The sequence below is a fragment of the Nocardia sp. NPDC005746 genome (assembly GCF_040630785.1).
Classification (GTDB): Bacteria; Actinomycetota; Actinomycetes; order Mycobacteriales; family Mycobacteriaceae; genus Nocardia.
The window spans coordinates 334,787-360,105 of the sequence record NZ_JBEXYE010000005.1 but is presented as its reverse complement, the minus strand read 5'-3'; the positions used below and the strand labels follow the sequence as shown (position 1 = coordinate 360,105).

The window sequence follows — 25,319 nt, the reverse complement described above, 5'->3', positions numbered from 1 at the left end:
ACGGGGAAGGCTCGCTGACCCACGGCACCTCCCCGGTGGACCTCGCCGAAATGGCGCTGGTCGAGGCCGAACTCGACCAGCGCTGGCCGGAGACCAAGATCGAGCCGTCGCTGTCCCGGATCGCGACGCTGATGGACCTGCTGGGCTCGCCCCAGCAGTCCTATCCGGCCATCCACATCGCGGGCACCAACGGCAAGACCTCGGTCACCCGCATGATCGACTCGCTGCTCACCGCGCTGCACCGGCGCACCGGCCGGATCACCAGCCCGCACCTGCAGCTGGCGACCGAGCGCATCGCCATCGACAACGCGCCCATCACGCCGGGGCGCTACGTGGAGGTGTACCGGGAGCTGCTGCCGTACATCGAGATGATCGACGCCCAGTCCAAAGCCGCAGGCGGCCCGGCCATGTCGAAGTTCGAGGTGCTCACCGGGATGGCCTACGCGGCTTTCGCCGAGGCGCCGGTCGACGTGGCCGTGGTGGAGACCGGGCTGGGCGGTCGCTGGGACGCCACCAATGTGATCGACGGCCAGGTCGCCGTCATCACACCCATCGGTCTCGACCACACCGAATTCCTCGGCCCCGATCTCACCTCCATCGCGGGGGAGAAGGCCGGGATCATCAAGAGGGCCCCCGAGGACGAACTGTCCCCGCGCGACACCGTCGCCGTCATCGCCCAGCAGGAACCCGAGGTCATGGACGTCCTGCTGCGCCGGGCCGTCGAGGTCGACGCCGCGGTGGCGCGCGAGGGCTCGGAGTTCCAGGTGCTGTCGCGCCGGATCGCCATCGGCGGGCAGATGCTCGAATTGCAGGGCCTCGGCGGCGTGTACGACGAGATCTTCCTGCCCATGCACGGCGAACACCAGGCCCGCAACGCGGTGCTCGCCCTGGCCGCGGTCGAGGCCTTCTTCGGTGCGGGCGCGTCCCGTCAGCTCGATATCGATGCCGTGCGAGCCGGATTCGCGAGCTCCGTGAGCCCCGGCCGGATGGAGCGCATGCGCAGCGCGCCCACCATCTTCATCGACGCCGCCCACAACCCGCACGGCGCCAAGGCTCTAGCCGCGACCCTCACCAGCGAATTCGACTTCCGCAAACTGGTCGGCGTGATCGCGGTGCTGGGCGACAAGGACGCCGGCGGCATCCTCGACGCCCTGGAACCGGTCTTCGACGAGATCGTCGTCACCGAGAACGGCTCTCCGCGCGCCCTGCCCGTCGACGACCTGGCCAACCTCGCGGTCCAGCGCTTCGGCGACGAACGCGTGGCCGTCGCCCACGACCTGGCCGACGCCATCGAAACCGCCATCGCCCTCGCCGAGGGCGGCGAGGGCGATGGCACGATATCCGGTGCGGGCGTTGTGATCACCGGGTCGGTGGTCACCGCTGGTGCAGCCCGCTCTCTTTTCGGAAAGGATCCCGCTTGACGTCCTCCCCGTCGTTTGTGCGGGGATTCCTGACCTCGCGGTCAGGGTTTTCTGCTTCATCGCCGACAGCCCGCCAGGAGTGCTCTCCCATGAGGTCTTACATAAGCTCCACAGACCGTTGCCGCCCGCCCGGCGGCCACCACCATGTTAAGTCGCAACTCGGGTGCGCACGGAGGTTTTCCAATGAGTGATGATCCAAAGCCCGAGGTTCCGCAACCAGCGACCGACCCGTGGAAGGGCCTGCGCGGCGTCATGGCCGGGACCCTGGTCCTGGAGGCCATCACCGTGCTGCTCGCGCTGCCGGTGATCAGCGCGGTCGGCGGCGGCCTGCGCTGGTGGTCGGTGCTCTACGTGGTGGGCCTGGCCGTGGTCATGTTCCTGGGCGCGGGCGTGCAGCGCCGCTCCTGGGCCATCCCGTTCAACCTGGCCCTGCAGGTGGCTCTGCTGCTGGGCGGCTTCATCCACATCTCGATCCTGGTGATCGGTGTGGTGTTCGTCGCCGTGTGGGTCTTCGTGCTGTTCCTGCGCTCGGACGTGAAGAAGCGCATGGAGGCGGGAACCCTGCCCAGCCAGCGCATGTCGGGGGCCTGAGTAGCGCCGCCGAATCGGGCAGGCCGGGGCATCCGCCCCGGCCTGCGTTTTTCCTGCCGAGCAAGCGACGGTTAGGCTTCACGCGTGACTGAGCAGACCTTGGTACTCATCAAGCCCGACGGCGTGGCCCGCGGCCTCGTCGGGGAGATCCTCACCCGCATCGAGCGCAAGGGCCTGAAGCTCGCGGCCATGAAGCTCGTGAACGTCTCCGAGGAAGTGGCGGTCGTCCACTACGCCGAGCACGCCGAGCGTCCGTTCTTCGGTTCCCTGATCGAGTTCATCACCTCCGGCCCGGTCGTCGCGGCCGTGCTCGAGGGTGAGCGCGCCATCGCCGCCTTCCGTCAGATCGCCGGCGGCACCGACCCGGTCGAGAAGGCCGTTCCGGGCAGCATCCGCGGCGACTACGCCCTCGAGACCCAGTTCAACCTCGTGCACGGCTCCGACTCGCCGGAGTCCGCCAAGCGCGAGATCGACATCTGGTTCCCCGGGTTCGCGCACTGATCTTCCGGGAGCGTTTGCTCCCGCTTCCTCCTCGGCCGGGTCCGGGGCCACGCCCCCGGACCTGCCACCCAGCGGCCGCTCGCGAGACTCGCGAGGCCGCTCCGGGCCGCGTGGGCACGACGCCCCGGCACGGTGTGGGATACTGGCTCTGGAAGTGACCGACGCCGGCCGTTTGCGGCAGGCATCGTTCACCTTCGATTGACACCGCGGAGCGACGGACGATCATCGCTGCCGCCGACGGCTCCAAGACTCGGCCGCCGGGCAGGCACGCTGGATGAACGCTCGTGACACGGAGTTGAGCCAACCAACCAGGCGCCACGTGACCAGTTAGCCCGAACGACGAGATACCGGTGATAACGGGCCACGCGGCGCGAAGACTTACGATCTCGCGCCCCCGGGCGTGAGGCCAACAAGACAGCGCCCCCGCGTCGGCCGCGTCACTCCTCGGAGGAACGCGCCCGGGGGCCCCCGAGGAGATTTCGTGGCCGATCAAGAGCCGCAGGACGCATCGCAGGTGAACGGTGAAGGGGGCGCTCAGATCACCCCGGCTGCCGGACAATTGCCGGAACGGATCCGAGTGCACGCACTGGCGAAGCTGCTGGGCACCACCAGCAAACGTATTCTGGCCCACCTGACCGAGATGGGCGCGCAGGCGAGAAGCCCGCAATCCAGCCTGGACCGGACCGTCGCCGAGACCGTGCGCGACGCCTTCGGACCGCGTGATGTCGAGGCCGCCCCCGCCGGACCCGAACCGATCGCGGAGACCACCGTCGACGCCGCCATCGCCGCGGACGACGACCGGGCTGCCGATGAACTGGCCGCCGAGGAAGTGGAGGCCGCCGAGGCCGCCGCCCCGTCCGCCACCGCGCAGACCACCCTGTTCGCCAGCCCCTTCCTCAGCGAGGCGCAGGCCGAGGAGCAGGTCCAATACCAGCCGTCCGCCGTCGTCGCGGCGCCGCTGTTCCTGTCGCCGGACGCCACCGCGATCGAGGAGACCCGCCGCAAGCGGCGCGAGCGCAAGCCGCGCGCCGAGGAGCCGGTGGCCGAGGAGAAGGTCACCGAGGACACCGCGGTCACCGAGGAGACCGCCGCCGAGGACGCCGAGGACGAGGGCGACTGGGACGGCGATCAGGATCGTGAGCAGCGTGAGGGCACCTCGCGCCGCCGTCGCCGGGGCCGCCGCGGCCGCGGCCGGGGCCGGGGCGAGCAGCACGGTGACGCCGAGGGCGAGGACGGCGAGGAGTCCGACGCCGAGGACGAGTCGGCCGAATCCGCCGAGGCCGACACCGCCGACGAGGACGACGACGCGGGCGTGCCCGAGGGTTCGAGCAGCCGTCGCCGCCGTCGCCGTCGCCGCCGCAAGGGCGGGGACGACAACGAGCCCGAGGTCTCCGACGACGATCCGCCGAACACCGTCGTGCACGAGCGCGAGCCGCGCAGCAAGCGCCGCGCGCAGGTCGACGAGGTGCAGGGCATCAGCGGTTCGACCCGCCTGGAGGCCAAGCGCCAGCGCCGCCGCGACGGTCGCGAGGCCGGGCGCCGCCGTCCGCCGATCCTGACCGAGTCGGAGTTCCTGGCCCGCCGTGAGGCGGTGGATCGGGTGATGGTGGTGCGCGAGAAGCACTTCGCCGACCACCCGACCTCCACCACCCAGGTGGCGGTGCTCGAGGACAACATCCTGGTCGAGCACTTCGTGACCTCCACGGGCTCGGCGTCCATGGTCGGCAATGTGTACCTGGGCAAGGTGCAGAACGTGCTGCCGTCGATGGAGGCCGCCTTCGTCGACATCGGCCGCGGCCGCAACGGCGTGCTGTACGCGGGCGAGGTGAACTGGGAGGCCGCCGGTCTGGGCGGCAAGGAGCGCAAGATCGAGCAGGCGCTCAAGCCCGGTGACACCGTGCTGGTGCAGGTGTCGAAGGATCCGGTGGGCCACAAGGGCGCTCGCCTGACCACGCAGATCAGCCTGGCCGGCCGCTTCCTGGTGTACGTGCCGGGTGGTTCGTCGACCGGTATCTCGCGCAAGCTGCCCGACACCGAGCGCAAGCGGCTCAAGGAGATCCTGCGCGACATCGTGCCGCAGGACGCGGGCGTCATCATCCGCACCGCCTCCGAAGGCGTCTCCGAGCCGGAGCTGGCCCGCGACGTGGAACGGCTGCAGGCGACCTGGCGCACCATCGAGGAGCAGTCCAAGCAGGGCTCCGGCGCGCCGAAGACCCTGTACGAGGAGCCGGACCTGCTGGTCAAGGTGGTCCGCGACCTGTTCAACGAGGACTTCTCGAAGCTGGTCATCGAGGGCGAGCGCGCCTGGACCACGGTCGAGAACTACGTCCGCACGGTCGCTCCCGACATGCTTGCCCGCGTCGAGCGCTACGACAACAGCGGCGTCGACGTGTTCGGCAGCCTGCGCATCGACGAGCAGCTGGCCAAGGCGCTGGACCGCAAGGTGTGGCTGCCCTCGGGCGGCACCCTGGTGATCGACCGCACCGAGGCCATGACCGTCATCGACGTCAACACCGGCAAGTTCACCGGGTCGGGTGGGTCCAACCTCGAGGAGACGGTGACCCGCAACAACCTGGAGGCGGCCGAGGAGATCGTGCGCCAGATGCGGTTGCGCGACATCGGCGGCATGATCGTGGTCGACTTCATCGACATGGTCCTGGAGTCCAACCGGGATCTGGTGCTGCGCCGCCTCACCGAGGCGCTGGGCCGCGACCGCACCCGTCACCAGGTCTCCGAGGTCACCTCGCTGGGCCTGGTCCAGATGACCCGCAAGAAGCTGGGCACCGGCCTGGTCGAGGCGTTCTCCACCACCTGTGAGACCTGCCACGGCCGCGGCATCCTGGTGCACAACTACCCGGTCGAGTCCTCGGCTCCGGCCGGGGACAGCGGTGAGGGCGTGAGCCGTCGCGAGGGTTCGCGTCGTCGTCGCAAGGACCGCAACGCGGCCGCCGCCGAGGCCGCCCCGGCCGTCGAGCCGGTGGCCGAGGAGCCGGCCGAGAAGCACGAGGACGAGGCGGAGAAGGCCGAGAAGGCCGCTACCAAGCGGGCCCACCCGGTCGCACTGGCCATGGCCGCCCACGCCGATCACCCCGACGAGGACGGTGTCGCCGAGGGCGCGCCGCTCACCAATGGCGCTGCCGCGGCGGCCGTGACCGAGGCCGCCGCCCTGGACGCGGCGGCCGAGGCAGCCGAGCTGGTCGAGGACGAGCAGGCCGCGTCCGGTACGCGGGCCGTCGAGTCCGCGTCCGCCGGGGACATCGTGGTGGTCGAATCCGAGCCGGAGGGAATCGAATCGCCGATCGCCGAGGCGCACGCGGCCGTGGCGGCGGTCGCCGCCGTGGAAGCCGCCGCGGCCCAGCCGGTCGTCTCGGGCCGTCGTCCCGCCCGTCGCCGGGTGGCGCGCACGGCGTCGGCTCCGGCCACCGAGAGCAAGGGCGCGGTGTTCGTGCTCTCCAGCGGTGATCAGGCCGACAAGCCGGGCTTCAACCTCGACGACCTGGCTCCGGCCGTGGTGCCGCCGCGCGCTCGCCCGCGTCGCCGGGCCGCGGGCCGTCCGGCCGGTGCGCCGGAGGGCGAGAACTAGCCGGTCAGCGTGAGACGAGTTGTGGCCCCGCCGGATTCCGGCGGGGCCACAGCTTTTCCCCGGGGTGATGAACGCCATTCACGGATCGCTCACGGTCCGGCCATGTCGGGCGCACAGGCTCCGGGCGTCCGATCACGACTGAAGAAGGAAATACCATGGGTTCCGCAGCCGACTTCCTGAGCGATGTGCTCGTGCAGACCATCACCAAGCTGCTCTCCGCGGGCAGCAGCAGCGTCAGCGCGAAGTAGCGCCCGCCACCGGACCACCGTGGCCCCGCCGGAATCCGGTGGGGCCACGGGCCTTTCCCCGGCAGATCAGGCGAGTTCGTAGTCGAACCAGATGTGGTGGGTGCCGTCGGCGTCGATGGCGATATCGCCCGTGCCGGTGATGCCCGCGAGCTCGCCGGTGCCGCTGCCCACGACGATGACGAAGAACCCGTCGCGGCGATCGGCGCCCGTGGTCGAGGCCGAGTGCGCGAAGTTGAACGCGCCCGCGCGCCCGTTCAGCGTGCCTTCGAACGATTCCATCGCCAGGTAGGTCCCGATGCCCTTCTCCTGGTCGAAGGCGGAGGTGAACAGGGTGGCCGCCCGTCCGGAGATCTCGCCCTCGAACTGCTTCTCCATCATCGACAGTCCGACCGGCAGGCCGGTGGCGATGGCGGGGTCGGGGGTGACATCGGTGGGGGTGAAAGACTTGACGCTGAAGGTGCCGGTCGCTCGCATGACTCGATTCTGCCGGGGCGGCCGGGTGCGATCTTGTAAGAACGCGACAGCGTGGGCCGAGAGATGGGCTGCCCCGGTTTGGTCGGGGTTGGCGAGTCCTGTAGTCTTGGTCAGTCGCTGCCCCCTGCGATGGCACTCTGTTGTGACTAGTGCTGTGAGTGGGCCCATCGGTTCGCAGAACCTCTGGCCCGAGGCGGCGGTGAATACCCCCAGACCAGTCTGCGGCGGATGCCGGTGTGAACACCGGCGACCGGCCGTGTGAGCATAGTGCCGAGCACTTGTAAAGAAAGAAGGGCAGCCGACCGATGGCAACGTACGCAATCGTCAAGACCGGCGGAAAGCAGTACAAGGTCGCGGTCGGTGACCTGGTGAAGGTCGAGAAGATCGAGGGTGAGCCGGGCACTTCGGTGTCGCTGGCGCCGGTGCTCGTCGTTGACGGCTCCGAGCTGACCACCGATGCTGACAAGCTGGCGAAGGTTTCCGTGTCCGCCGAGGTCGTCGAACAGACCAAGGGCCCGAAGATCCGCATCCACAAGTTCAAGAACAAGACCGGCTACCACAAGCGTCAGGGCCACCGTCAGAAGCTGACGGTCCTGAAGGTCACCGGCATCAAGTAATCCGACTTGGGGTTCGTCACCCCGGCACGAGGAGTTCTGAGACATGGCACATAAGAAGGGTGCATCCAGCTCGCGCAATGGTCGCGATTCGAATGCCCAGCGGCTCGGTGTGAAGCGCTTCGGCGGTCAGACCGTCAAGGCCGGCGAGATCCTGGTCCGCCAGCGCGGCACGCACTTCCACCCCGGCGTCAACGTCGGCCGTGGCGGCGACGACACGCTGTTCGCTCTCGAGGCGGGCGCGGTGCAGTTCGGCACCAAGCGTGGTCGCAAGACCGTCAACATCGTGGTGCCGGAGCCGGTGAACGCCTGACCGGCGCACCGGAGTTCGCTCCACTAGCTTTCCGAAGCGGGTCAGGGTTTGTAGTAGCCCTGGCCCGCTTCTTTTTGTTCAGACACAGTGCTGTTCACAGCCCCGCTTCTGTCATTCCTGGCCGAGGCCCGGGGCGTCACATCCAGTCGACAAGTCCTGAAGGAGGATGATCACCGATATGTCCAAATTCATCGACCGTGTCGAGCTGCACGTGCGCGCGGGCAAGGGTGGGCACGGCTGCGCCTCGGTGCGCCGGGAGAAGTTCATGCCGTTGGGTGGTCCCGATGGCGGCAATGGCGGCAATGGCGGGGACGTGACCCTCGAGGTCGACCCGAACGTCCACACGCTGCTGGACTTCCATTTCCATCCGCATGCCAAGGGCGGCAACGGCAAGCCCGGGGAGGGCAGCAACCGCAATGGCAAGCAGGGCGAGGGGCTGCTGCTGAAGGTGCCGGACGGCACCGTGGTGATGAGCCTCGACGGTGAGGTGCTCGCGGACCTGACCGGTGCGGGCACCCAGTATGTGGCGGCGCGCGGCGGTCGCGGCGGGCTGGGCAACGCGGCGCTGGTGTCCAAGGCGCGCAAGGCGCCCGGCTTCGCGCTGCTCGGCGAGGACGGCCAGGAGCGCGATGTCGTTCTGGAGCTGAAGTCGGTCGCCGATGTCGGCCTGGTGGGCTTCCCGTCGGCCGGTAAGTCGTCGCTGGTGTCGGTGCTCTCGGCGGCCAAGCCGAAGATCGCGGACTACCCGTTCACCACGCTCGTGCCGAACCTCGGTGTGGTGCTCGCGGGTGACACCACCTTCACCGTGGCCGATGTGCCCGGTCTGATCCCGGGTGCGAGCGAGGGCCGCGGTCTGGGCCTGGACTTCCTGCGACATCTGGAGCGTTGCGCGGTGCTGGCTCACGTGGTGGACTGCGCCACTCTGGAACCCGGCCGCGATCCGGTGTCGGATGTGGACGCGCTCGAGGCTGAGCTGGCCGCGTATCAGCCCGCGCTGGCCGGTGACACCGGTCTGGGTGATCTCGCCGATCGCCCGCGCGTGGTGATTCTCAACAAGGCCGACATCCCCGATGCCGACGAGCTGGCCGAGTTCGTGCTGCCGGAATTCGAGAAGCGCGGCTGGCCGGTGTTCAAGATCTCGGCGGTGAGCCGGGAAGGCTTGCGGCCGTTGACCTTCGCGCTCGCCGAGATGGTCGCCGAATACCGCACCGCGCATCCGAAGGCGGAGCCGAAGCGCGCGATCATCCGCCCGGTCATCAAGGGCGACAGTGGTTTCCGCGTGATTCGCGATCCCGAGGTCGAGGGCGGCTTCATCGTGGTGGGCGAGCGCCCCGAGCGGTGGGTGCGCCAGACCCAGTTCGACAATGACGAGGCCGTGGGTTACCTGGCCGACCGCCTGGCTCGCCTCGGCGTCGAGGACGAGCTGGTCAAGCTGGGTGCGGAGCCCGGCGCTTCGGTGACCATCGCGGACTACTGCTTCGATTGGGAGCCTTCGATTTCCGCGGGCGTGGAGACCTTGATGACCCGCCGCGGCGTGGACCCGCGTCTGGATCAGACCGAGCGCATCGGCGCGGCGGAGCGCAAGCACGCCTCGCGTGTGCGCCGTGGTCTGGTCACCGACGACGACGAGTAATACAGTGCCGCGTGGCCGTTCGCGAGGAGGCGAGCGGCCGGTGCGGACGGACAATGAATTCGGGTGCGACGGTGCGTGGGTATCGCGGGCGAATTGAGGTGTGGTGCAAGTGAGTTCGAGTGGCGCGCAGGCCAATGGAGCGGCGGAGCTCGGCGCTGACGGGCTCAGTGCCGCGCGGCGGGCCATCGCGTCCGCGCGCAGCGTCGTGGTGAAGATCGGGTCGTCGGCGCTGACCAGCCTGGAAGGCGGTCTGGACACCGGCCGCCTGGACCAGCTGGCCGACGCGGTCGAGGGCCGCATGCGGGCGGGTTCGGATCTGGTGGTGGTGTCCTCGGGCGCCATCGGCGCGGGCATGGCCCCGCTCGGATTGTCCAAGCGGCCCAAGGATCTCGCCACCAAGCAGGCCGCCGCGAGTGTGGGTCAGCTGGCGCTGGCGCACGCGTGGGGGACATCGTTCGCCCGCTACGACCGGGTGGTCGGGCAGGTGTTGTTGAGCGCGGGCGACTTCGGCCGCCGCGAGCCGCACCGCAATGCGCAGCGGACCCTGGACCGGCTGCGGTCGCTGCACGCCATCGCCGTGGTGAACGAGAACGATACTGTCGCAACGGAAGAGATCCGGTTCGGCGACAACGACCGGCTCGCGGCGCTGGTCGCGCACCTGGTGGGCGCGGACGCGCTGATCCTGCTGTCGGATGTGGACGGCCTCTACGACGGTGATCCGCGCAAGGGTTCGGCGAACTTCATTCCCGAGGTGCGCAGTAGCGCGGATCTGGACGGCGTGATCGCCGGTTCGGGTGGTGCGCTGGGTACCGGGGGTATGGCGTCGAAGTTGTCCGCCGCCCGGCTGGCCGCCGACGCCGGCGTGCCCGTGCTGCTGGCCGCCGCGTCGGACGCGGCGGCGGCATTATCGGGTGCGACGGTGGGCACGGCCTTCGCGGCGCGCCCGGTTCGGTTGTCGGCCCGCAAGTTCTGGGTCCGGCACGCCGCCGACGCGCGGGGTGCGGTGCATCTGGACGCGGGTGCGGTGGCGGCGGTGGCCGAGCGTCGCCATTCCCTGCTGGCCGCGGGGATCACCGAGGTGACGGGGCATTTCTTCGGTGGTGACGTGATCGATCTGATCGCTCCGGACGGCGGGCTGGTGGCTCGTGGCGTGGCGGCCTATGACAGCGATGAGTTGCAGACGATGAAAGGCCGTTCCACGGCCGTGCTGCCCGACAGCATGCAGCGCCCGGTCGTGCATGCCGACGATCTGGTGAAGGTTTAGTCGAGCGCCGGTTACGGGTGAATTGCGCTGGGGGAGAGGGCAAGTAACCGTACAGACTGGGCGGTCGTTCTCCTACTGGAGGGGCAGTGGGAGGGCGGGGGAAGGGCGGTGGGCGGGACCGGCGATCGGTTCATGCTGGAGGTGCACCCGGTGCCGCATCGAGATGTGCCCTTCGCCGATAGCGGTTGCCCGGATCCGGCGCGGTCCGCCCTTGCCGCGCCGGGCTCGCGGTCCGGCGGCCGCCCGCGGCTCCGGGTGCGCCCGCAGCGCCCGTGGAGGTAGGTATGTACGTACCCCAACCTGATAGCACCCAGTTGTGGCGGGCGAGCGGCCGTGACACCAGATACGACTACCCGCTGCTGCCCGACTGGCACGAACTGCTGGCCGCCTTCTGCGGTCACATCGGGGATCAGCCCGAGGACCACCCGGTCACCCGCTGGTCCCGCGCGCTGGCCGAACTGCATCTGCAGCGACGCCGGGTCCGCTCCGGCGATGTGGGCGGAATCGACGAGCTACGCGCTCAGCTGGTGACGTTCATCGACGAGTGGGTGGCGAGCCGAGCGCTGCGGAGGGGTGCAGCGCGGGCCGAATCCCTGGGGGCCGTGGTGGATGCGATGGCGGCCGCGCACGTGCGCGCCGTGCATCTGCTCAGGACGGCCGAGAATGTGTCGGACGAACAGGTGCACGCCGCCTGGTTCCTGCTGGCGCAGATGGCGGACGGCTGGACCGATCGGGCCGCAGGGGTTGTCGGCCCGCGGATCCGCCGTACCGCCTGAAACGCCACCGGATCCGGGCGGTAGGAGGTAGCCCGCGGTGGGCGTGTGGATTGCGCCGCACACGCCCCGCGGGCGCCTCGTTCACACCGTCGGACGGGCCTCGATGACACAGTCCGGGGCGGCGGTCGTGGTGACCCCGGTGAGCACGAAACCGCTGCGGGACAGCAGGTTTCCGAATTCGTTCTGGGTCCGTTCCCGGCCGCCGCGGGTCTGGATCAGCATCTCCAGGTCGATGACCTTGCCCGGGTGCGGGCGGTGGTGCTCGGGCATCACCATCTCGATGATCAGCAGCCGCGCTTCGGTTTCCATGGCGGTGCGCACGGTGCGCAGGATGCGCTCGGCGTCGGCGTCGTTCCAGTCGTGGATGATGTGCTTGAGCAGATACGCGTCCGCGCCCTTGGGTACGACGTCGAAGAAGCTGCCGGGTTCGACGGTGAGGCGGCCGGCGAGCCCGGGGCCGAGCAGCTGCTCCTCGAGGCCCTCGGCCACCCGCGGCAGGTCGAACACGGTGCCGCGCATGGACGGATGGCGTTGCAGGATGTCGACGAGCAGGCTGCCGCGGCCGCCGCCGACGTCCACGATCGAGCCGAAGCGGCCGAAGTCGAAGGCCGCGTGGAGCGGTTCGGTGGCGAGGCTGCCGACGCTGGTCATGGCCCGGTCGAAGACCTGCCCGACCTCGGGGTGCTGTTCGGCGAACTCGAAGAACTCCATGCCCTCCAGCTCCGGCCACAGCGACCCGCCGGCGCGGACCGAGGTGGCCAGATGCGTCCAGTGCTTGCGATGCAGTTCGGAGCCGAAGAAGACGAACAGATCGCGCAGCGACACGTCGGCATCGGTGCGCAGCCCCTGCGAGACGCCGGTCAGCCGGTAGGTCCCGTCGCGGTGCTGCTCGAAGACACCCCAGCTGATCAGCAGGCGCAGCAGCCGGCGCAGTGCGTCCTCGTCCACGTTCAGGGTGCGCGCCAGCTCGGCGGCCGATTTGGGGCCGTCGGCCAGCACGTCGGCGATGCCGAGCTCGGCCGCCGCGCAGATGGCCTGGGAGACGTATCCGGCCGTCCCCAGCTCCAAGAGGGCGATGTGGCCGGGGACCAGCCGCCGGTGCAGGACGGCCAGACCGTCGCGCAACCAGGTGGCGGCGCGCAGGAGCGGCAACGGTGGAATCTTGGGTGATGCGGACGCCATGCTGAACTCCCCGGGATCGTTCGGCGACTGCGGGATTCGCCCGATCCTACGCGCCGAGCCCCTGGTGGTCCGCGGTTTCCGCGACTACCCGGCAACCCGCGCGGGATCGCCGGAGGTCGCTCGGCGTGGCGCGGGCGGCTCCCGCGGTCAGGAAACCGTGAAGGCGGGCGCGTTCTCGCGGGCCCACTGGGCGAAGGTGCGGGCGGGGACGCCGAGCAGGGTCTCGGTGGTGTCGGCCGGGGCTTCGGGCGTGTCGGTGGTGATGGCCCAGATGTTCAGCAGGGCGCTCACGATGTAGGGCGGCATGGTGCGCGACATCTGCGCCTCGGCCTCGGCCGGGGTGACGGTGGTGATCGGGATGTCGCGGCCGAGGGCCGCGGCGAGGTGGCCGATCTGCGCGCGGAAGCTGATCGCCTCCGGTCCGGTGAGAGTGACCGTGCGGCCCCGCAACTCGCCGCCGGTCAGGGCGGCGACCGCGATGTCGGCGATATCGAGCGGATGGATCATGGCCAGTGCGGCGTCCGGGTACGCGTGCTCGATCGGCGTGCCGGACGAGATCGCCGCGATCCAGCCGAAGGCGTTGCTGTCGAAACCGCCGGGGCGCAGCACGGTGGTGACGAGATCCGCTGCGGCGAGGGCGTTTTCGACGGCGAGGTGGTTCGCGCCGATGGGGTTGTCGGCGGCGTTCGGATCGTCGACCGCGGAGGAGGACAGCAGCACGACGTGCTCCACCCCGGCGGCCGCGGCGGCCCGCGCGAAGGTGTCCGCCGCGGCGGGGTCGGCGTAGAGGAAGACCTGGCGCACGTCTTTCAGTGCGGCGGTGAGGCTTTCGAGATCATCGGGCAGGGCGACGGCGTCGACCCCCGCGGGGAGGTCGAGGGCCGAGGGGTCCTTGCTGGCCGCGCGGACCGGGAGGCCGCGGGCGTGCAGGGAGGTGAGGACGGCGCGGCCGATCTGGCCGCGAGCGCCGGTGACGAGAATGGTCATGAAATGCATGCTGTCATGCACACAGTTGCTAGTCAACACATATGTTCCGATGTGCATGCAGATGCTGATGGGCATGCAGATACGATGTGGTGATGACGACGGACGACCGCACCCCCGACGAGCTGCTGGATGCCATCGGCCCGGCCTTCGGCAAGCTCCGCCGCGGCGTCCTGCAGCAGGTCGAGAACCCGATCAGCGCCAAGGACTCCACCCGTGCGCTGGTGCTGGGTCTGGTCCTGGGCTGCGGGCAGGACGAGCCGGGGGAGATGACGGTCGGCGGTATCGCCGCGGCCATGTGCGTGGATCCGTCGGTGGCGAGTCGCATGGTCACCGACAACATCAAGGCGGGCTACCTGCTGCGCGTCCCCTCACAGCTGGACGGCCGCCGCGCCGTCCTCGAACTCAGCCCCGAGGGCCTGGAGTTCATGACCCGCTTCCGCGGGCAGCAGCGCGCCGCCTTCGAATACATCACGGCCGAGTGGCCGGAACAGGACCGCCTCGACTTCGCGCGCCTCATGCTGCGCTACGTCGACGCCATCGAGAACCTCGAGAACCGGCGGCTCACCCCCGACGCCTGAGCGCGTCAGGGTCCGGAGGTTCCCCCATAGGTGGCGGCCTTGCCGTCCGGGTCATGGTCCGGGCCGTAGTCGACGGCGGAATGCTCCCAGTCGACCTCCTCGATCCACTGCGCCGGCTCGGGCGGCAGCTTGCGCCAGCGCGCCCGCGGATCGTTGGCCTCGTCCCCGCCGTTCCCCGTACTCATGCTCTCTCCCTTCCCCGTTCGACGGTACGCCCGAAGGTCAGGAAGGGGTGGCCAATGCGAAGGGGAGGACGGCGTCGGCTCCGGCGGCACGGAGTTGGCGGGCGGCCATGGTGAAGGTCCAGCCGGTGTCGGTGAGGGCGTCGACCAGCAGGATGGGGCCGTCGACCGCGGTGAGATCCGGTGTCTCCCAGGCATTGTGGAGGGCGGCGACCCGGTGGGCGGAGTTGGCGGCGGAGACCGGGGGCAGGTCGGGGCGCAGCGCGAGGACGCCGAGATCCTGGAGGCGGCCGATCTCGGCGAGGCGGGCGGCCAGGGATCGGGTCAGCAGGGGGCGGGCGCCGGAGTCGAGGGCCAGGACGGCGGTCGGGCGCTGGGCCCAATCCCATTCGCGCAGTACGGTGGTGCAGGCGCGGAAGACCTCGTCGGGGACGGGGGCGTCGGGGCCGTCGAGGAGCGGGCGCAGGCGCTGGCCCCAGCCGAGATTGCTGAGGCGGCCCAGGACGCGACCGATCTCGGGGCCGTCGGTGATCTTGCCGGACAAGGAGATTCCGAGTTTGGCCAGGCCGGTGGGCCACTGCTTGCGGGGCGCCAGGTCGATGCCGGGCCGGTCCAGGCGGGTGCGGATGTCGGCCAGGTCGGAGACGTCGACCGCCGTGTCCTGGGTGGCGCCCGTGCAGTTGTCGCAGCGCCCGCAGTGGGTGCCGAGCACCAGGCCCGGATCGTCGAGTTGGCTGCGCAGGAACGTCATCCGGCACTGGCCGGTGGACTGGTAGTCGATCATGGCCTGCTGCTCGGCCTCGCGGGCGACGCTGAGACGCTCGTAGCGTTCGGTGTCGTAGACCCACGGTTCGCCGGTGCCGAGCCAGCCGCCGCGTACCCGGCGGACCGCGCCGTCCACGTCCAGCACCTTGAGCACCATCTCGAGGCGTGAGCGATTGAGCTCCACCAATGGTTCCAGTGCGGCGGTGGACAGCGGCCGCTCGGTGTCGAGGGCGGCCAGCACCGAGCGCACGATGTGCTCGCGCGGGAAGGCCACCGAGGCGAAGTAGCTCCAGATCTGGCGGTCCTCGTGACCGGGCAGCAGTACCACCTCGGCCCGTTCGGTGCCGCGGCCCGCACGGCCCACCTGCTGGTAGTAGGAGATGGGGGAGGAGGGCGCGCCCAGGTGCACCACGAAGCCGAGATCGGGCTTGTCGAAACCCATTCCGAGTGCGGAGGTCGCGATGAGCGCCTTCACCTCGTTGTTCAGCAGGGCGGCCTCGAGCGCCTCGCGTTCGGTGGGGTCGGTCTGCCCGGTGTAGGCGGCGACATGGTGCCCGTGCGAGTTGAGCACGTCGGCGAGGTCGTGGGCCGCGGCGACGGTGAGCGCGTAGACGATGCCCGAGCCGGGCAGTTCGTGCAGTCGCTTGCTGAGCCAGGCCGTGCGCCGCACCGCGTCCGGAATCGTCACCACCGACAGGTGCAGCGATTCCCGGTCCAGGCTGCCGCGCAGGACCAAGGTGTCGGTGCCGATCTGGGTGGCCACATCGGTGACCACACGGTCGTTGGCGGTGGCCGTGGTGGCCAGCACCGGCACCTCCGAGCCGAGATCGGCTATGAGCGTGCGGATCCGGCGGTAGTCCGGCCGGAAGTCGTGCCCCCAGTCCGATACGCAGTGCGCCTCGTCGATCACCACCAGTCCGGCGTCGGCGGCCAGTTTGGGCAGCACCGAATCCCGGAAGTCCGGGTTGTTCAACCGTTCCGGGCTGACCAGCAGCACGTCGACGTCACCGGCGGCCACCCGCGCGTGGATCTCGTCCCATTCGGTGACATTGCCCGAATTGATGGTCGCCGCAACGACTCCCGCGCGCTCGGCCGACGACACCTGGTTGCGCATCAGCGCCAGTAGCGGCGACACGATCACCGTCGGCCCCCGTCCCTGGGCGCGCAACAGCTTCGCGGAGATGAAGTAGACGGCGGATTTACCCCACCCGGTGCGTTGCACCACCAGCGCCCGCCGCCGTTGCACCACCAGCGCCTCGATCGCGACCCACTGGTCTTCCCGCAACCGCGCCGCCGGTCCGGCCAACTCCCGCAGCAGCCGTTCCGCATCCTCGCGCAAGCCACCCCCGCCGGGCTGCGCGGCGGCGTCGACGAGTTCGAGGTCGGAGACGTTCGGGTCGGCTGAGGTCACGCCGACCATCGTGCCTCACCGCACCGACACCCCACGCCCGCCGTCCGATTCTTCGACCGACTTCGCACCCTCGAGCCACGTCCGGCCGCCGGGCGCGGGCTCGGCCGGCCGGCCGAGCACCGGTCCGCGACCTAGCTGATAGCCGGTCGGGGAGTGCGAGCGGCAGCCCCGGGAAACTCGGCCGCCCGCGCGCCGCGTGAATCAGGCCCGGCGCGCGTCCGCGCACTGTGGAAGGTGGCCTCGAAACAGGATTCCTACCCGGTCCTCCCGGCGCTGCCGTTCCGCCCGCTGCGCAGATCCACCGGCGGCGGCTCAGACGGTGTCGGCCAGGTGCGCGGCGACCAAGGCGCCGACCAATCGGTCGAGGGGCAGCCAGGGGAAGCTGGGCCGGTCCTGGCGCAGTGTGATGAGGCCGTGCATGCCCGCCCACAGGCATTGGGCGGTGGCGGTGGCGGCGGAGTCGGGTACGCCGGCGGCGGCCGCGGTGCCGACCAGCAGGTCCATGGTGGGCAGGCCGGGGAGCTACCCCTCGGTGGGTTCCCAGCCTGGGGTGCCGGCGGTGCCGAACAGCACGCGGTAGTGGCCCGGGTGGGTGACGCCATGCTCACCGTGACCCGCGTCGTCCACGCCAGCGCCCTCCTGGATTTCGGAGGAGCGCGCATCCTCACCGACCCCTGGCTGTCGGAGACCCGCTTCTACCGCCCGGGCGAGCCGCGCGCCTTCGCGACCGCCGCCGACCCGCCGGAGCTCTCCGTCGTGATCAGTCACGGCCACTGCGACCTCGACGCCCTGGTGAGGTATCCCGACAAGTCGGTGCCGTTCGCGGTGGTGCCCGGCCTGGCCGACACGGTGCACGCCGCAGGCTTTCCGAACGTGGTCGAGTTGGCCCCTTGGTGGAGCACACATCTCGGCCCGGTCGAGGTGACCGCCGCCCCGGCCAGCCACGGCGTCCCCGAGGTGACCTTCGTGCTGCGCGCCGACGGCCACACCGTCTTCCTTCTTCGGCGCGGAGGCTTTGCTCGTGTGAGACACCGCCGGAACCCGCCTTGATTGCGGTGCCGTCAAGATCGCGCGGAATCCGCTGCGCGGACGGACAATAGGGTTCCGGGCACGAAGGGCGTCCGGGGGCGCGCAGGGAGACGCACATGCCGGAGAAGTTTCCGTCGCCCGCGGGGTGGACTCCGCCCGGGGCGCAGTTCCGTAGCAGCAGCACGGTGTCGCGGACGGTGGCCGGCACGCTGGCGGGGTTGCTGATCACCCCCGTCGGGATCGCGCTGGCCGCCCGCGGCGCGGCCGGGACCAGACAGTGGGCGATCCTGGGGGATTTCGCCGACCGCGTCGGCTCGACCTTCCAGATCCTGCTGGCCGCAGCGTTTTTCCTGGTGGTGGCGGCGCTGGCCGCCTACTCCCCGGCGGGCACCATCGTGGCCGGGCTGGTGTGGGGAGTGTTGCCCGGGATCATCCATTTCATCTTCCCGGACGACACCTTTCGACTGATCGGCGATCTACCCCTGTCGGATGAAATGCATGTCGCGCTGTATCAGTGGTTGCAGACCGGATTCCCGCTCATCGTGGGCATCCTGCTGGTGGGCGCGGGCGTAGCGGCGACGTTCCGCCGCCGCTGACCCGGCTCACCCCTTCACGCACAGCACCTGCCGCAGCGTGGCGACCACGTCCACCAGATCGGCCTGGGCCGCGATGACCTGGTCGATGTCCTTGTACGCCGCGGGGATCTCGTCGATCACCCCGGCGTCCTTGCGGGACTCGACGCCCTCGGTCTGCTTCACCAGGTCGGCCACGGTGAACTGCTTCTTGGCCGCGTTGCGGCTCATCCGCCGTCCCGCCCCGTGCGACGCCGACTGGAACGAGGCCGGATTTCCCTTGCCCCGAACCACATACGACCGCGTCCCCATGGAGCCGGGAATCAGCGCGAGGTCGCCCGCGCCGGCCCGGACGGCGCCCTTGCGGGTGACCAACATGGGGATCCCGTCGATGATCTCCTCCGCCACGTAGTTGTGGTGGCAGGAGATGGGCTCGTCGAAACGCACTGTCAGACCGTCGAATTCATCGCGCACGGCCTTGCAGACCAGTGCCAGGATGACGGCCCGGTTGCGGGCCGCGTACTCCTGGGCCCAGGTCAGGTCGCGCCGGTAGGCATCCATTTCCGGCGTGCCGGAGAGGAATACGGACAGGTCGCGGTGCGGAAGGTCCTGGTTGTGCGGCAGTTCGCGGGCGACGGCCATGTGCCGCTGCGCGATCTCGTTGCCGATATTGCGACTTCCGGAGTGCAGCAGGATCCACACGCGGTCCTCGGTGTCGACGCACAGTTCCTGGAAGTGGTTGCCGCCGCCGAGGGTGCCCATCTGGTTGTGGGCCTTGGCTTCCCGGGGCCGCACGATCGGATCCAGCGTGTCGAAGCCCTTCCAGAACCGTTCCCACCCCGCGCGCATGGTGGTGCCCGCGGCGCGCTGGCCGAAGACCTCGGCGTTCAGGCGGTTCACGTCGACCGGTTCGCGGTGCGCCGCGAAGCCGACCGGCAGCGCCGCCTCGATGCGGGAGCGCAGCGTGTGCAGGTTGTCGGGCAGGTCGGACGCGGTGAGCGAGGTGAGTACCGCTTCCATGCCGCACCCGATGTCCACGCCGACGGCCGCGGGGGCGACCGCGTCCCGCATGGCGATGACCGATCCGACCGTCGCGCCCTTGCCCAGGTGCACGTCCGGCATCACGCGGACGCCGTACACCCATTTCAGTTGCGAGATATCGCGCAGCTGCTGGAGCGCGGCCGCGCCGACCTCGTGCTCGTGGGCCCACATGAGCGTCTGCGCTCGGGTACCGCGCAGCTCGACGGGAAACATCGGACAGTCCTTTCCTTCGACTGCCTTTCACGGTAGGTCCACCGCCCGTCCCGGCGCACCGCATTATTTCGCGGTCAGGGTTCGACGAAGTCGGCGGTGAGGCTGCACAGCTTCCAGGAGCCGTCGCGCCGGACCATGGCGCCGGTGTAGTCGACGTCCTTGAAGTAGTGCCGGTATTTCTCGGGCACGTTGGTGAAGGTCTCGTGGAATGCGAAGGTGGCGGAGTCGGGGCCGGATTGGGTGACGCCGGTGACGGTATTGGTGTAACCGGCATTGCGTATTTCCGGGCCCAGGGTTTTGTCGTATTGGGGGGTGTATTGGAAGATTATTTCGTCGATGGCGTCGGCGTTCTCGGGGCAGACCAGGGAGCGGAATCCTTCCCAGTCGCGGGCATTGGAGGTGGCGGTGACGGCTGTGGCGGCTTTCACCAATTCCGGGTCGAGGGTGGCGGGGTCGCCGGGTTCGACGGTGCGGTCGGGGGCGTTGAATACCGCGGGCGCGGGCAGCGGTTTGTAACTGGCGGCGGTGAGGTGCTTTTCCAGTGCGCGCCGCCAGTTCCCGTCGTCGATCATCATGCGGATGATCGAGGTGATGCGGCCCTGCAATTCGATGTCGCCCTTGCGCACTCCGACGCCGTAGCGTTCGCGGGTGAACCGGTGGCCGGAGAGCCGCAGCGTGCCGGGGTGTTCGTCGGCGTAGCCGGCGAGGATGACGTCGTCGGTGGTGACGGCGTCGACGGTGCCGCCGATCAGGTCGGCCACGCACTGCGGGTAGCTGTCCCGGGTGGTGAGGCGGACGAATCGGGCGAAGCTGCGGCGGATCTTGTCGGCGGCGGTGGAGCCCTCGGCGGTGCAGACGGTGCGGCCGTCGAGGTCCTCGGGCTGGTCGATGGCGCGTTCGCTCTGCCGGACCAGCAGGTCCTGGCCGGCCAGCAGGTAAGGCCCGGCGAAGGAGACCAGCTGCTGGCGGGCGGCGGTGATGGAGTACGAGGCGACGACGAAATCGACGGTGCCGGAGTTCAGGAGGGTTTCGCGTTGGTCGGTGCGGGCCTCGCGCCAGGTGATGTGCTCGGGCGTGACGCCCAGCTTCCCGGCGATATAGGTCGCGACGTCGACGTCGAACCCGAGCGGTCTGCCGTCGCTGCCCTTGACCGAAAGCCCGGGTTGATCGAATGTGATGCCGATGGTGAGCGTTCGCGGGGGCGGCGGTGGCGGCGCGTCGGATTTCGGATTATTGCCGCAGGCTGCCAGGGCTAGACAGGCGGTGACGGCGACGGCGCGGATCGCACGCTTCATCGAATCTGATCTCCTGGTGTCAGCTCCGGCGGCAATTGGTCAGCACATGGAGCATCCAAGCATCAGAGGCGCGGAAACACGCGGAGTTTGCGGAACCATGGGCGCGATTCGCCCATGGTTCAGTTTATTCCGCAATATTTCAGCGACCATTGCTTCGCGATTGCGAGCGGGTGATCAGGATGCCCAGGGCAGGCGAGCGGGTGGCCGCGCGCCGAAGGTGTCGTGGACCACCCGGCAGGCTGTCGGGATCCGGTCGACATCCTGATCGGTCAGAGCCGCGTGGAGCGAGAAGCGCACGTATGTACTCGCAGGTCAGTGATTCGCGCGCAATCCATCCGCGATCACGGCGAAGGTGCGCTCGCGTAATCCGGGTGCGGCTCCGGCCTCGTGGACGGCGAGGAACACGCCCTTGATGATGGTCAGCAGATCGTCGACGCTGATTTCGGGCCGCACGGCTCCGGCGTCCTGGGCGCGGGAGAGCAGGATCCCCAGTGCCTCTTTCAGATCGTGGGACACCGTGCGCGGATACTCGCCGCCGCCGGAGCGCAGCGCGTCGGCCAGATCTCGTTTGACCCCGCCCTCGAGCACCATCATCGCCAGGAACTCGAAGAACACCGCGCCGGGATCCTCGGCCGCGGTCAGTGCGCGCGCGTGCGCGGTGATCTTCTCGACCTGATCGAGGATGGCGGCCTCGAAAAGCGCTTCCTTGGTGGGGAAGTGGCGATACACCGTGCCCGCCCCGACGCCCGCCCGCCGCGCGATCTCGTCGAGCGGCACCGAGATGCCCTCGGCGGCAAAGGCTTCCTGGGCCGCGGCCAGGACCCGCTCGCGATTGCGGCGGGCGTCGGCGCGCAGGGGTCTGTCCGTCACGTCCGACAGCCTACCCAGCTGTTGACAAGCGGGGCGCACGCCCCGATTATTAAGCGGGTCCATCGTTCCGCTTAGGAGGCATTCATGACCACTTCCCTCGAAACCCCTCGTGACCTCGTGATTCGACTCTTCGACACGCTGCCCGCGCGCGATGCGGACCGGTTCGCCGCGCTGCTCGCCCCGGATGTCGTGTTCGAGATGCCGTTCCTGCTGCCGGGTGAGCCGTCCCGGATCGAGGGCCGCGAGCAGATCCGCGAATACCTCGCGCAGCGGTGGTCGGGCATGCCCGGCATTCAGATCCACGGCATCCGCCCGGTCATTCACGAGACCGCCGATCCGACGACGTTCATCACCGAGATCGATGTCGACGTCACCCGCCCCGGGACCGGCCGCGCGTGGGCGCGGACCTCGGTCAATGTGATCCGGGTCGAGAACGGCCAGGTCACGCTGTTCCGCGACTACATGGACACCGGCCGGATCGTTGCCATGCGGGCGTCGCGGGAGTGATGTGACGCCAATTACCCACCGGATCGTCGACGAACAGTTAGTGCATTAACTATTCTTGCCCTAACGAAGACGAGCGAGGAGGGCGGAACGGTGGAGGTCGACGACCCGCTGCGGCTGGACCGGCAGGTGTGTTTCGCGCTGGCGGTGGCGAACCGGTCGGTGCTGGCGGTGTATCGCCCGCTGCTGGAGCCGATGGGCCTGACGCATCCGCAGTATCTGGTGATGCTGGCGCTGTGGGGTGAGGCGCCGATGTCGGTCAAGGACATCGGCGAGGCCATTCAGCTCGACTCGCCCACGCTGTCGCCGCTGCTCAAGCGGCTGGAGGCGGCGGGGCTCATCACCCGGCGGCGCGACAGCCACGACGAACGCAACCTGGTCGTGGATCTGACCGGCGCGGGACGCGAACTGCGCACCGAGGCGGAGAAGATCCCCCCGGCCGTGGTGGCGCGGCTCGGGGTGAGCCTGGCGGATCTCGAGGAACTGCGTGATGTGCTGAACCGGGTGAATGCCGCGGCGCGGCAGTCGGTTTCGGCGGAGACCGAGCGCGCCGGATCGACGAAGGGACACCGGAAATGAAGCGCCCCAACCCTGTTCAGTGGCTGGCCTACTCCTTCGGCAGGGTGCTGCCGGACGACCTGCGCGAGTGGGTGCGCAACGACCTCACCGGTTCGTGGGCGGTGCCCCGGCACATCGTGCGCCAGCTGGTGCCGCTGCTGCCGGTGTTCGCGCTGGCGTTCCTGCTGCCGGGCGAGCTGTGGCTACAGCTTTTGGTGATCCTGCTCGGCCTGCTGCTGGCGCTGTTCTACATCGTGGCCTACATGCCGATGAACCGTGCCCACCGATTGGTGAAGCACGGCTTCCCGGAGGATCTGGAGAGCCCGGCGCGGGCCGCACGGCGTGCCGCCGAGCGCGCGGCCTACGAGGCCCAGTACCCACACTGAGCCTCGCCACGCACGGTGTGCCGCCGCGAAAGCTGTTGTTACCGAACGTTGGCGGTACAGGCGCTGGTGGCGACGCGGGCGGCGCGCGGCTGGGCGCTGCCCAGGTCGGGGAACGGGGGAGCGCTCTGGCCCAGCCCGGCGACCGCGTTCTGTTCGGCTTCGGCGAGGCTGGGTCCGACGGCCCAGCCCCAGGTGCCGTCCGCGCCCTGGGCGACCGCGCCGCAGCCGTCGGCGAAGCGCAGCACGATCTCGCAGTCGTAGCTGGCGCAGACGCGGATGGCGGCGGCGTCGGCGACGACCCGGTTCGCGTCGGTCCCGGTGACCGCGGTGTTCTTCAGCCGGGACAGCGCGAGGGTGCCGTAGTACTGGGGTGCGGCGTCGGCGCTGCCCGCCAGGGCCAGGCCCGACGTGGCTAGCGCCAGGGTTGATGTGGCCAAGGCCAGGGCCGCGCTGAGCGTGGCCGCTCCGGTGACCGGGGTGAGGCGTGCAACCGGCAAGTGAGTTCCTGACGTTTCAAACGGACGAACGCAGGTGATGCTAACCGGTCGGGCCGGGAACGAGCGGTGAAATTCAGACGACGGGCGTGCGCGCCAGTGCCCGGCGCAGAGCGGTGAACGCGGTCGCGTTGGCGCTCTGGGTTTCTCGCAGATGGAAGGCCATCGACATGAACCCGTGCACGGTGCCGTTCCAGCGGAGGATCTCGGTCTCCACCCCGGCCTCGCGCAGCCGCTGCCCGTAGGCCTCGCCCTCGTCGCGCAGCGGATCGAATTCCGCGGTGGCGATGTGCGCGGGCGGCAGCCCGGTGAGGTCGGCGATGGTGGGATTGGCGTAGGGATCGGACTTCTCGGCATCGGAGAACAGGTACTGCTCCCAGTACCACCGGATGTGCGCCGCGGTGGTGAAGTAGCCCTCCGCGTTCTCGGTGTGCGACGGCCGATCACAGGCCGGATCCAGCATCGGGTACATGAGCAGCTGGAACGCGAGGTCGGGTCCGCCATTGTCGCGCGCGGCGATGGCGGCGACGGTGGCCAGATTGCCGCCCGCGCTGTCCCCGGCCACCGCGATCCGGCCGGGGTCCCCGCCCAGGGCCTCGGCGTGCTCCGCGACCCAGCGCAGCACCGTGTAGGCGTCGTCGGCCGCCGCCGGGAAGCGGGCGTCCGGAGCACGGCGGTAGTCCACCGACACCACGATCACCCCGGCCTCGTTGGCCATGGTGCGGCAGAAGCGGTCGTGGGAGTCCAAGCCGCACAGTACGAATCCGCCGCCGTGGTAGAAGACCACGATGGCCGGAGCGGGTTCGGCGTCCAGCGGCCGGTACACCCGCACCGGCACCTCGGGCGCGCCGGGCGGGCCGGGCACCGCGCGATCCTCCACTCCCGCAACGGGAATGGGTTCGACCGGGGCGGGACGGCGGGCGGCCAGGAAGGCCCGTGCTTCGGTGGCGTCGAACACCTCGGTGCCCAACGCCGGGAACGCCGCGGTGGCGGCGTCGACGAAGGTCTGCCATTCGGGGGACAGGGTCATTACGGGCCTTCCTGAATCGCGCTGTGTCACTGCGGGGTTCGCGGAATTACATGCCGCGCGGGATGAACTTGCCCGCGGCCAGACCGCCGTCCACGGACACCTCCGCACCCGTGATGTAGGCCGAGGCGTCGGAGGCGAGGAAGGCGACCAGTTCGGCGACCTCCTCGGGCAGGCCGGTGCGCTCGAGCGGCAGGGTCGGGAAGCTGCCGGGGCCGGTGGTCAGGTAGGGGACCATGGGAGTGGCGATGGGGCCGGGGTACACCGAGTTGACCCGGATCTGGGACAGGCCCAGCTCCAGGGCGGCGACCTTGGACAGGCCGCGCAGACCCCACTTGGAGGAGCCGTAGGCGGAGTGGTTCATCAGGCCCTCGAGCCCGGACTGCGAGGAGATGTTCACGATGGAGCCGCCGCCGTTGGCGGTCATGGCCGGCAGCACCGCCTTGATGCCGCGGAAGGCGCCGACCAGGTTGACCGTCAGGATCCGTTCCAGCTCTTCGGGAGTGGTCTCGGCGATCGGCTTCATGGTGTAGATGGCGGCATTGTTCACCAGCACGTCCAGCTTGCCGAAGGTGTCGACGGCCACCGCGACGGCGGCGTCCCAGCTCTCGGAGTCGGTGACGTCGTGGCGCACGAAACGGGCGTTCTCGCCGAGGGATTCGGCGAGTTCCTTGCCCTCGGTCTCGAGCACATCGGTGATGACCACCTTCGCGCCGCGCTCGACGAACAGCTTGGCCTCGGCCGCGCCCTGGCCGCGCGCGGCTCCGGTGATCAGGGCGACTTTGCCTGTCAGATCAGCCATTTCGG

27 protein-coding genes are annotated in these 25,319 nt (G+C 69.7%); 15 read left to right on the top strand and 12 right to left on the bottom strand.

Annotation, left to right across the window (positions count from 1 at the left end; genetic code table 11):
• Positions 1–50 precede the first annotated feature (50 nt).
• From ABZ412_RS12680 to ABZ412_RS12665, 4 genes are all read left to right on the top strand, one after another.
• A complete protein-coding gene (locus tag ABZ412_RS12680) occupies positions 51–1,421 on the top strand; it encodes a folylpolyglutamate synthase/dihydrofolate synthase family protein (protein ID WP_357280001.1) in 1,371 nt (456 codons plus the stop codon).
• 183 nt (positions 1,422–1,604) lie between these two features.
• A complete protein-coding gene (locus ABZ412_RS12675) occupies positions 1,605–2,012 on the top strand; it encodes a DUF4233 domain-containing protein (RefSeq protein WP_357279783.1) in 408 nt (135 codons plus the stop codon).
• Between the two features lie 84 nt (positions 2,013–2,096).
• Positions 2,097–2,513, top strand: coding sequence for a nucleoside-diphosphate kinase (ndk, locus tag ABZ412_RS12670; protein WP_357279780.1), 417 nt, complete (start codon positions 2,097–2,099; stop codon positions 2,511–2,513).
• A gap of 559 nt (positions 2,514–3,072) precedes the next feature.
• The gene (locus tag ABZ412_RS12665) at positions 3,073–6,096 is read left to right on the top strand and encodes a translation initiation factor IF-2 N-terminal domain-containing protein (RefSeq protein ID WP_357279998.1); all 3,024 of its coding nucleotides are present in this window, start codon (positions 3,073–3,075) and stop codon (positions 6,094–6,096) included.
• 314 nt (positions 6,097–6,410) lie between these two features.
• Here ABZ412_RS12665 and ABZ412_RS12660 read toward each other — a convergent pair whose 3' ends face one another.
• Positions 6,411–6,818: a DUF3224 domain-containing protein gene (locus ABZ412_RS12660; protein WP_357279777.1), complete on the bottom strand. Its 408-nt coding sequence runs from the start codon at positions 6,816–6,818 to the stop codon at positions 6,411–6,413.
• A 305-nt stretch (positions 6,819–7,123) separates the two neighbouring features.
• Between ABZ412_RS12660 and rplU the strand changes: the two genes are divergently transcribed.
• The 5 genes from rplU to ABZ412_RS12635 all read left to right on the top strand — a co-directional run bounded on the left by rplU (position 7,124) and on the right by ABZ412_RS12635 (position 11,418).
• Positions 7,124–7,435, top strand: coding sequence for a 50S ribosomal protein L21 (rplU, locus tag ABZ412_RS12655; RefSeq protein ID WP_357279775.1), 312 nt, complete (start codon positions 7,124–7,126; stop codon positions 7,433–7,435).
• Positions 7,436–7,478: 43 nt separating this feature from the next.
• A complete protein-coding gene (gene rpmA, locus ABZ412_RS12650; RefSeq protein WP_040806195.1) occupies positions 7,479–7,745 on the top strand; it encodes a 50S ribosomal protein L27 in 267 nt (88 codons plus the stop codon).
• Between the two features lie 178 nt (positions 7,746–7,923).
• Positions 7,924–9,378: a GTPase ObgE gene (obgE, locus tag ABZ412_RS12645; RefSeq protein WP_357279772.1), complete on the top strand. Its 1,455-nt coding sequence runs from the start codon at positions 7,924–7,926 to the stop codon at positions 9,376–9,378.
• Positions 9,379–9,562: 184 nt separating this feature from the next.
• Positions 9,563–10,642 (top strand): glutamate 5-kinase, encoded by a 1,080-nt coding sequence (gene proB / locus ABZ412_RS12640; protein WP_357090723.1) that lies wholly within the window; start codon positions 9,563–9,565, stop codon positions 10,640–10,642.
• 284 nt (positions 10,643–10,926) lie between these two features.
• On the top strand, positions 10,927–11,418 hold the full coding sequence (locus tag ABZ412_RS12635) for a DUF4254 domain-containing protein (RefSeq protein ID WP_357279770.1): 492 nt from the start codon (positions 10,927–10,929) through the stop codon (positions 11,416–11,418).
• Between the two features lie 81 nt (positions 11,419–11,499).
• On the opposite strand, the gene ABZ412_RS12630 is transcribed toward ABZ412_RS12635, so the two are convergent.
• Positions 11,500–12,600, bottom strand: a complete 1,101-nt coding sequence (locus ABZ412_RS12630; protein ID WP_357279767.1) for a methyltransferase — start codon at positions 12,598–12,600, stop codon at positions 11,500–11,502.
• Between the two features lie 147 nt (positions 12,601–12,747).
• Positions 12,748–13,587 (bottom strand): NAD(P)H-binding protein, encoded by an 840-nt coding sequence (locus ABZ412_RS12625; RefSeq protein ID WP_357279765.1) that lies wholly within the window; start codon positions 13,585–13,587, stop codon positions 12,748–12,750.
• 92 nt (positions 13,588–13,679) lie between these two features.
• Between ABZ412_RS12625 and ABZ412_RS12620 the strand changes: the two genes are divergently transcribed.
• Positions 13,680–14,165: a MarR family winged helix-turn-helix transcriptional regulator gene (locus ABZ412_RS12620; protein WP_357279762.1), complete on the top strand. Its 486-nt coding sequence runs from the start codon at positions 13,680–13,682 to the stop codon at positions 14,163–14,165.
• Between the two features lie 5 nt (positions 14,166–14,170).
• Here the strand turns inward: ABZ412_RS12620 and ABZ412_RS12615 are convergent, their stop codons facing one another.
• The 3 genes from ABZ412_RS12615 to ABZ412_RS12605 all read right to left on the bottom strand — a co-directional run bounded on the left by ABZ412_RS12615 (position 14,171) and on the right by ABZ412_RS12605 (position 17,027).
• Positions 14,171–14,350 (bottom strand): hypothetical protein, encoded by a 180-nt coding sequence (locus ABZ412_RS12615; RefSeq protein ID WP_357279760.1) that lies wholly within the window; start codon positions 14,348–14,350, stop codon positions 14,171–14,173.
• 37 nt (positions 14,351–14,387) lie between these two features.
• A complete protein-coding gene (locus ABZ412_RS12610) occupies positions 14,388–16,451 on the bottom strand; it encodes a RecQ family ATP-dependent DNA helicase (RefSeq protein WP_357279996.1) in 2,064 nt (687 codons plus the stop codon).
• 384 nt (positions 16,452–16,835) lie between these two features.
• Positions 16,836–17,027 (bottom strand): WHG domain-containing protein, encoded by a 192-nt coding sequence (locus tag ABZ412_RS12605; protein WP_357279757.1) that lies wholly within the window; start codon positions 17,025–17,027, stop codon positions 16,836–16,838.
• A gap of 75 nt (positions 17,028–17,102) precedes the next feature.
• Between ABZ412_RS12605 and ABZ412_RS12600 the strand changes: the two genes are divergently transcribed.
• Both ABZ412_RS12600 and ABZ412_RS12595 read left to right on the top strand, forming a co-directional pair.
• Positions 17,103–17,573 (top strand): MBL fold metallo-hydrolase, encoded by a 471-nt coding sequence (locus ABZ412_RS12600; protein WP_357279755.1) that lies wholly within the window; start codon positions 17,103–17,105, stop codon positions 17,571–17,573.
• A 95-nt stretch (positions 17,574–17,668) separates the two neighbouring features.
• Positions 17,669–18,148, top strand: coding sequence for a hypothetical protein (locus ABZ412_RS12595; protein ID WP_357279752.1), 480 nt, complete (start codon positions 17,669–17,671; stop codon positions 18,146–18,148).
• Positions 18,149–18,154: 6 nt separating this feature from the next.
• Here ABZ412_RS12595 and ABZ412_RS12590 read toward each other — a convergent pair whose 3' ends face one another.
• The 3 genes from ABZ412_RS12590 to ABZ412_RS12580 all read right to left on the bottom strand — a co-directional run bounded on the left by ABZ412_RS12590 (position 18,155) and on the right by ABZ412_RS12580 (position 21,543).
• Positions 18,155–19,378 (bottom strand): RtcB family protein, encoded by a 1,224-nt coding sequence (locus ABZ412_RS12590; RefSeq protein WP_357279749.1) that lies wholly within the window; start codon positions 19,376–19,378, stop codon positions 18,155–18,157.
• 74 nt (positions 19,379–19,452) lie between these two features.
• Entirely contained in the window at positions 19,453–20,673 is a 1,221-nt protein-coding gene (locus tag ABZ412_RS12585; protein ID WP_357279747.1) for a glutamate ABC transporter substrate-binding protein, read from the bottom strand.
• 312 nt (positions 20,674–20,985) lie between these two features.
• Positions 20,986–21,543 (bottom strand): TetR/AcrR family transcriptional regulator, encoded by a 558-nt coding sequence (locus ABZ412_RS12580; RefSeq protein WP_357279745.1) that lies wholly within the window; start codon positions 21,541–21,543, stop codon positions 20,986–20,988.
• A gap of 84 nt (positions 21,544–21,627) precedes the next feature.
• On the opposite strand from ABZ412_RS12580, the gene ABZ412_RS12575 reads away from it, so the two are divergent.
• The 3 genes from ABZ412_RS12575 to ABZ412_RS12565 all read left to right on the top strand — a co-directional run bounded on the left by ABZ412_RS12575 (position 21,628) and on the right by ABZ412_RS12565 (position 22,991).
• Positions 21,628–22,050, top strand: coding sequence for a nuclear transport factor 2 family protein (locus ABZ412_RS12575; protein WP_357279742.1), 423 nt, complete (start codon positions 21,628–21,630; stop codon positions 22,048–22,050).
• A 90-nt stretch (positions 22,051–22,140) separates the two neighbouring features.
• A complete protein-coding gene (locus tag ABZ412_RS12570) occupies positions 22,141–22,626 on the top strand; it encodes a MarR family winged helix-turn-helix transcriptional regulator (RefSeq protein ID WP_357279740.1) in 486 nt (161 codons plus the stop codon).
• Positions 22,623–22,991 carry a DUF5313 family protein gene (locus ABZ412_RS12565; RefSeq protein WP_357279737.1) on the top strand — a complete coding sequence of 123 codons (369 nt, stop codon included), beginning with the start codon at positions 22,623–22,625 and terminating at the stop codon, positions 22,989–22,991. The genes ABZ412_RS12570 and ABZ412_RS12565 overlap by 4 nt, the downstream gene beginning before the upstream one ends.
• Before the next feature lie 38 nt (positions 22,992–23,029).
• Here the strand turns inward: ABZ412_RS12565 and ABZ412_RS12560 are convergent, their stop codons facing one another.
• From ABZ412_RS12560 to ABZ412_RS12550, 3 genes are all read right to left on the bottom strand, one after another.
• Complete coding sequence (locus tag ABZ412_RS12560; RefSeq protein ID WP_357279735.1) at positions 23,030–23,488, bottom strand: DUF4189 domain-containing protein; 459 nt, start codon at positions 23,486–23,488, stop codon at positions 23,030–23,032.
• 73 nt (positions 23,489–23,561) lie between these two features.
• The gene (locus ABZ412_RS12555; RefSeq protein WP_357279733.1) at positions 23,562–24,515 is read right to left on the bottom strand and encodes an alpha/beta hydrolase; all 954 of its coding nucleotides are present in this window, start codon (positions 24,513–24,515) and stop codon (positions 23,562–23,564) included.
• A 46-nt stretch (positions 24,516–24,561) separates the two neighbouring features.
• The gene (locus ABZ412_RS12550; protein ID WP_357279730.1) at positions 24,562–25,314 is read right to left on the bottom strand and encodes a glucose 1-dehydrogenase; all 753 of its coding nucleotides are present in this window, start codon (positions 25,312–25,314) and stop codon (positions 24,562–24,564) included.
• Between the last annotated feature and the right edge of the window lie 5 nt (positions 25,315–25,319).

Coding starts and splice junctions, on each gene's coding strand:
- ABZ412_RS12680 (WP_357280001.1), top strand. CDS start 51: ATGGCGCTGGTCGAGGCCGAACTCGACCAGCGCTGGCCGGAGACCAAG.
- ABZ412_RS12675 (WP_357279783.1), top strand. CDS start 1,605: ATGAGTGATGATCCAAAGCCCGAGGTTCCGCAACCAGCGACCGACCCG.
- ABZ412_RS12660 (WP_357279777.1), bottom strand. CDS start 6,818: ATGCGAGCGACCGGCACCTTCAGCGTCAAGTCTTTCACCCCCACCGAT.
- rplU (WP_357279775.1), top strand. CDS start 7,124: ATGGCAACGTACGCAATCGTCAAGACCGGCGGAAAGCAGTACAAGGTC.
- rpmA (WP_040806195.1), top strand. CDS start 7,479: ATGGCACATAAGAAGGGTGCATCCAGCTCGCGCAATGGTCGCGATTCG.
- obgE (WP_357279772.1), top strand. CDS start 7,924: ATGTCCAAATTCATCGACCGTGTCGAGCTGCACGTGCGCGCGGGCAAG.
- ABZ412_RS12635 (WP_357279770.1), top strand. CDS start 10,927: ATGTACGTACCCCAACCTGATAGCACCCAGTTGTGGCGGGCGAGCGGC.
- ABZ412_RS12630 (WP_357279767.1), bottom strand. CDS start 12,600: ATGGCGTCCGCATCACCCAAGATTCCACCGTTGCCGCTCCTGCGCGCC.
- ABZ412_RS12625 (WP_357279765.1), bottom strand. CDS start 13,587: ATGACCATTCTCGTCACCGGCGCTCGCGGCCAGATCGGCCGCGCCGTC.
- ABZ412_RS12620 (WP_357279762.1), top strand. CDS start 13,680: ATGACGACGGACGACCGCACCCCCGACGAGCTGCTGGATGCCATCGGC.
- ABZ412_RS12615 (WP_357279760.1), bottom strand. CDS start 14,350: ATGAGTACGGGGAACGGCGGGGACGAGGCCAACGATCCGCGGGCGCGC.
- ABZ412_RS12605 (WP_357279757.1), bottom strand. CDS start 17,027: ATGGACCTGCTGGTCGGCACCGCGGCCGCCGCCGGCGTACCCGACTCC.
- ABZ412_RS12595 (WP_357279752.1), top strand. CDS start 17,669: ATGCCGGAGAAGTTTCCGTCGCCCGCGGGGTGGACTCCGCCCGGGGCG.
- ABZ412_RS12590 (WP_357279749.1), bottom strand. CDS start 19,378: ATGTTTCCCGTCGAGCTGCGCGGTACCCGAGCGCAGACGCTCATGTGG.
- ABZ412_RS12585 (WP_357279747.1), bottom strand. CDS start 20,673: ATGAAGCGTGCGATCCGCGCCGTCGCCGTCACCGCCTGTCTAGCCCTG.
- ABZ412_RS12575 (WP_357279742.1), top strand. CDS start 21,628: ATGACCACTTCCCTCGAAACCCCTCGTGACCTCGTGATTCGACTCTTC.
- ABZ412_RS12565 (WP_357279737.1), top strand. CDS start 22,623: ATGAAGCGCCCCAACCCTGTTCAGTGGCTGGCCTACTCCTTCGGCAGG.
- ABZ412_RS12555 (WP_357279733.1), bottom strand. CDS start 24,515: ATGACCCTGTCCCCCGAATGGCAGACCTTCGTCGACGCCGCCACCGCG.
- ABZ412_RS12550 (WP_357279730.1), bottom strand. CDS start 25,314: ATGGCTGATCTGACAGGCAAAGTCGCCCTGATCACCGGAGCCGCGCGC.